Source organism: Pseudomonas sp. DCB_AW (assembly GCF_026240895.1).
GTDB lineage: Bacteria > Pseudomonadota > Gammaproteobacteria > Pseudomonadales > Pseudomonadaceae > Aquipseudomonas > Aquipseudomonas kermanshahensis.
The window spans coordinates 1-5,824 of the sequence record NZ_JAPFCE010000125.1 but is presented as its reverse complement, the minus strand read 5'-3'; the positions used below and the strand labels follow the sequence as shown (position 1 = coordinate 5,824).

The window sequence follows — 5,824 nt, the reverse complement described above, 5'->3', positions numbered from 1 at the left end:
CGTTGATTAAGCGCATCGTACTCATGCTTGAACACGGCCACCTGTGGCTTGACCAGATAATCCAGCCACTGATGCTCGCGCGTGTTGTTACCTGCTGCATCGTAGAACCATTGCAGTCTGCAGGTGCCGTTGTTGGCCGACAGCAGGTTGCCATTACCGTCATAGGCAAAGGTCTCAACCTCCCACTGCTCACCGCCACGTCGTCCGGCTTTGCGCTGGGTAAGCCGGCCCATGGGGTCGTATCCAAAATGGGTGGTCCTGTCGCCATCCAGACGTCGGGTGGGCAGGTTGCTGCCGTTGTCGTAGAGGTAGTGGGTGGTTTCTTTGTCGAAGCCGGTTTCCTTAAGCAGTCGACCTACAGGGTCATACTTGAAGCTGGCCTCGCTGTTGTTCTCGTTGCGCAGACGCACCAGTTGACCGAGCTTGTCCCAATGGTAGGTGAGGGTGGTGTCGTTGGCGTTGAGGCGTTGGTAGATCAACCCGGCTTCATTGTAGGTCCAGGCCGTCCGGCGATGCAGGGCATCCTTATGGCTGAGCAGGCGGCCTTCTGCATCGCGCTCGAAGCGTTCCGTGGTCCTGTCCGGATGGATGAGCAACACCAGCTGGCCGGCTTCGTATTGGTACTCGGTGACCTCGCCGGCGGCGTTGATTAGTTTCGTCAATTGACCCAAGGGGTCGTATTTCCACTGTGTGGTCTTACCTGAGCAGTCGGTGTAGCGGGTCAGCTGTCCGTCACGGTTATAGGCCAGCTTCTTCTGACCGCCGTTGGCATCGGTGATGGCGATGGGCAGGTTGTCACTGTTGTAGCGGTAGAGCGTTTTGTTCTCCAGGGGATCCTGAGTTTCGATGATGTTGCCGCGCTGATCGTAGTCGTACCTCCATAGCCCGCCTTCTGCATCGCGTGTCTTGAAGCACTGACCTAGGTCATCATAGGCATAATGGACGGAGGTGCCATCGGCGCGGGTATGCTGTAACAAGTTGCCGCGATCGTCGTAGGCGAACTGTTCTGCACTGCCATCGGTATGGATGTGTTGGACGACATTCTTGGCATCGTCACGGTAGAACCATTCTTCATTCCCATCGGGGTAAACGATGCGGTAGGTGAAGCCTAGAATGTCGTAGTAGTGCCAGGTTTCCTGCCCTTGCGCGTCGGTAACATAGGTCAGCCGAATATTGTTGTCCCACTCCAGGCGGGTCTCGAAGCTGCCATCATCGCCCCATTCACGAACCGCTTTTGCGTCAGCCCCTTCACCTTGCCACTCCAGGTTGAATCCTCGGCCTGACCGGTCTGTATAGCGTGTGATCAGATGATGCTGGTAGGTGTAGTGCCATGGCGTGGCGTGCTCGTCGCGAGCCAGGATCAGGTCACCTGAATCATCATGTTCATAAGCGGCCAGTTGGCGTGACGCTATGCCATCGACCATTTGCCACACCGAACGGATCAAGCCATTGCTGCCATGTTCGAGGTGGATGTGATGTTGCTGTCGGTCGTCCTGATAAGTGAGCAAGTCAGACAGCAGCGGTATTCCGTTCGACGAGTGCTCGTAATGCAAGCTCAGATGTGCGCCGCTGCGTTGTTTGATCGCGACCAACTGATAGAGGTTTCCTTGTCTGTGGAAGTGCTCCTGAGTGTCGTGGCCACGTGCGACTATCAACCTGCGCTCCGAGGCTCGAATCAGCAGGAGGTCTTCGACGGCATCGTAGTGGTGCTTGCCAATCTTCAGATCGGGGAAATGGTGGCTACGCCCGTCCGAACCACGGTAGGCGAGGCCTCGATCAGCAGTGCTTTCGATCAAGATCGAGTAGGGCGTGATCCACCTAGCGCCAAATGGGCCATCATCCAAGGCGTCCAGACTGGAGCGATAGGTTCGAGCCCACTCGATTGGAAAGCACCCAGGTAAGGAAAAATCGGTGTGCGTAAAGGATTCACTGCCCGTGGCAAAGCTGATATTGGAGCCAGTTCCCGCTCTGGCCAGATTTCGACAGTTGGGGTCGTTGTTTGCGGCGCGCTCGGTCCCACGCGTGGTAAGACCGCCCTGTGGCTGGATATGCTGTGCATGGCTGGGTTTGTTGCTGTGTGATGTCGCTGCCATTGTGCTGCGGCGCTTTCGGTTCTTCAGCGCGGTGGTAAGCTCCAGCACCAGGTAGCCAATGCTTCCGACTTTGCCAGCGTCTGCCATCCCAAGGATCTTGGCCGATGCATTGCGGCCGATCTGATCAGCCAGGCTGGCGGCGTTTAGTAGTTGTTGGCACACGCTCTTGGAGAGCAGCCTGTCTTCGATCGTGAAATGAGCGGCGAGAGCTATAGCGGGGCCGAAGAAAATGGATGCTTGCTTGGTCTTCTTGGCCAAGCCCTTTTGCCCCTCATCACTGGCAATGCCTCGCAGCATCTGGGCAAAGGATGAGCATGCTTTCTTGATCTCAGCAGCGATCTTGGTCAGCAGTTCATTCAGCCGGCTTTGTATGGCCTGCGCGAACGCTTCCAGCGACCCTCGCGTTTTGTCATTGAGGTTCTTCTCCAATGCACTCAATAGGGCGTCTGAGATCACAGTGGTTCCGTTGCGTTTAACAGCTGAAAGCGTCGTGCGAATTGCCAGGCGTGCTGGGCCCACGCCTGGGAAGGAAACCAGTCCAACGACGTTTATGCCGAAGCTGACCCACGTAAGAAAATCGTTCTGGTTTCCATCGATAAGGGTCAGCAGATCGCCAATGGCATCAACCGCCGCAAAAACGCTGCCTACGCCAGGGATGACCGAGCCAGCGGCATTGACGGCAGTCCAGCCGACGGTCCCCCCTGTCATTTTTCGGATCCATTGATCCAGCTTCTCCTTGCCTGCTTCGATGTCGTTGATGGAGGCAGTGTTCGTTGGACCTGTGGCCTGTTGAGTTGCCCGAGCGGGAACGGTCATCGTGCTTTCTCCGAGCGTTTGATCAGCGTCTCGGGTATGCCGGCGCTTTTAAGGGTCGACTTTGCGGCGTCTGCAGCAAGATCAGCTGCGAGTTGCAGAGGTGTGCTTTTCAGGTTTTCCGGAGACTGGGTTGATGTGAATTGCTTCAGAATTGCTGCGGCATGTTCACTGACGTCGGATGACGGAGGGGATGTCAGCTCGCCCGAAATTTGCTCGTGGGGGCCAGGGAAACCAGGGTCGTGCCAGACATCAACGTCGTCTTCGCGGAATCGCACCTTGGCTGGTCCCGGCGCGACGTTGGCAACGGTGGCTTTACCATTGCTATCTAGAGTGCCTTTGAAAAGTTGGCCGAGGGCGTCCTCAACTTCGTACTTGCCTTTCTTGAATGGCAGGGCGTTGGCGTACTGCTGTAGCAACTGCAGATTGCCCTTGCCCGATTTGAGATCCTCAGGAAACGCCGCCGCCTGGCTCTTCGAGGCCTTGTAGATGAAGTCCGTCGCGTGTGCCGTGTACTGCCCAGCCGTGGCGTGCAGAATTCCGCCCGCGTTGTAGGTCGTACTGCTGCCACCGGCTTGAATTACCAATTCCTCCTTGGCGCTGAGGGTGATGCGCTCGGCGGTGACGCTGACCTTGAGCTTGGCCAGCAGGTTGATGTTGTCCTTGAGCGCTTTCAGGTCGATGTCGCCGGAGGCCGCGATCAGTCGCCAGCCCATGCTCTGCACGAACTGCCGTACGCCCCGACTGGCACTGATCAACAGGCGCTTGCCAATAGCCATGCTGGTGTGGCCGCCTGTGCTAAGGCCCAGGTGTTCGCCGCTGGCGATGTGGGTGGATTGCGGTGTGGTCGTCGCGATGCCGGCTGGGCTGGCGATCACCAGTTGCGGATCGGCCAGTTCGGGGAAGCGGTTGGCTTCAGGGTTGCCACCTCTGCCGCGAATGGCGTCGTGCTGGGCCTTGAGGGCTTCGCCCACCTCATCCTGATCGCCGCCGTCTTGGGCCAGGTGATCGCGGGCTTCACTGGCAAAGGCGGTGTGGTATTCCTGGGCGACCTTCAGGCGCTCGGCAGTTTCCACCAAGTCGGTGTGATGCTCGGTGGCGCGGCTACGCGTTTCCGTTGTCAGCAGCAGCCCGCCACCCGCACGCACCACGCCGTGGGTATCAGTGCGCAGCTCGAAACCTTGCCCACGCGGCTTGCCGCCAAAGTGACGAGGATGGGTGAGGTAACCAAGGTTCAGTGCCGAGTGATCGTGATCACTCATCAACGCCGCGCTGATCTGCCCGGTGGTGTCGTCCAAGCGCAGTTCGTTGTGGCGTTTGCCGTGGTGCTCCTTGCTGCGGATCGGACTGAGTGCCTTGAACTCGGGCAGGCGGTACGGCGGGCGGTTGACGATGTGGTAGCTGCGCCCGGTGATCATCGGCTGATCGGGGTCGCCGTTGAGGAAACTGACCACCACTTCCTGGCCGATGCGGGGAATGGCCATGTGGCCCCAGGTGGCGCCGGCCCAGGCTTGGGTAACCCGCACCCAGCACGAGCTTTTCTCATCGTCCTGGCCGAGGCGGTCCCAGGGGAATTGCACGCGCACGCGGCCGTGCTCGTCACAGTAGATTTCCTCACCGGGTGGCCCAACCACCTTGGCCATCTGCGGGCCTTCGATTATCGGTTTGGGGCGGGCAGGGGCGTGCCATTCGACCACTGCCGGGATCAAGGTCGCAGTGAGGGTGTAGGACGTGCCAACTTCGGCTTCGGCGGAATCCTCTTCCAGTGCCGTAAACTGGCGGCCCTTGTGGGTGATGCGCAGCGGTCGCCAGAGGATGTTCAAGTCCTCGCGGGCGTGGCCGGCCAACTGGAAGGCGACGCCCGGTTGCAGGCGAGCATCATCGCCTTCGACTTCGGCCACGCGAGCATCGCCAAACAGGGCATTGACTTTGGTCTGGGTGAACGGCTTGCCGGCGTTGTCGTGCTTGTAGCGGCCAGGGTAGTCGTAGCGTTCGTAGTCGTTGCTTTGATTGCCCATGTCCTGAGGGAACATGGTGTGCTCATGGTTGTAGCGTGGGTGGGTGAAGGTGTAGTCGCGCTGGACATGCTTGCTGGTGCGTACCTGTTCGCGATAGGCGAAGTGGCGCAGGCAGGGTTGCTGCTCCATGCCGCCGCGGTTGGCGACATACAATACTGGCTCGCCTTCCAGGCTACCGAAATTGCTGATGTGATCCGTCTGGATCACCACGTGGTTGGCTTCGCTGTGCTCGAAGGTGCAGATCAAGCCTTCTTCGGCCGACAGGCGCCAGAAGAAGTTCAGGTCCAGGTCACCGGCCTGGACACAGTACTCGCGGCTCTGGTGTGGGTTGACCACATACTGGATCAAAGTGCCCCATTGGCGCTCGCGGAACAGTTCCGCTAACAGCTGCGGGACCGGGCGGTGCTGGAAGATGCGCCAATCCGATTGCAGGCTTGCGCGGGCGAGTTGCGGCTCGATCACGGCGCGGTAGCGAGTGCGGCGGTGGCCGGTTTTGCCTTGTTCGAAACTGCTGATCAGGCCGTGCACATGGCGCACGGCTTCCTGCTGCTGCCAGATGGTCAGCACGGAGGGTTGGTCGAGAAGGGTGGCGAAGTCGGCGTCGTCGGCGAAGCTGACCAGTTCGACTTCCAGGCGGTACAACTCGCTGACTCCTTCGGTCAGTTCGAACGACACCACATCAAACGCTATTGCCTCATCGGCGGGTGTGCTGAAGGTGAAGCGCACATCGTTCAAGTTGCTCATACGGGCTCCTGCTGTTCATTCCATCGGGCAGGTTTATCGGGCCGGACGCGTTGTAGAATGCGGGGCATAAGTGCACCCAAAGACCGTAACGGGGAATCCATTCCTCGTCGCCGTAATGGCTTCCTAAAGAGTTGTAGGAAGTTTCGCTAAATGCGG

General features: G+C 58.9%; 2 protein-coding genes. Both read right to left on the bottom strand.

Going from position 1 to position 5,824, the window contains the following annotated elements; all coding sequences use genetic code 11:
• Nucleotides 1-2,909: DUF6531 domain-containing protein (locus tag OO306_RS27625; protein WP_265970358.1), on the bottom strand; the 2,909-nt coding region annotated here is incomplete at its 3' end.
• Complete coding sequence (locus OO306_RS27620) at nucleotides 2,906-5,668, bottom strand: type VI secretion system Vgr family protein (RefSeq protein ID WP_265970357.1); 2,763 nt, start codon at nucleotides 5,666-5,668, stop codon at nucleotides 2,906-2,908. The genes OO306_RS27625 and OO306_RS27620, both read right to left, overlap by 4 nt.
• Nucleotides 5,669-5,824 lie beyond the last annotated feature (156 nt).

Coding starts and splice junctions, on each gene's coding strand:
- OO306_RS27620 (WP_265970357.1), bottom strand. CDS start 5,668: ATGAGCAACTTGAACGATGTGCGCTTCACCTTCAGCACACCCGCCGAT.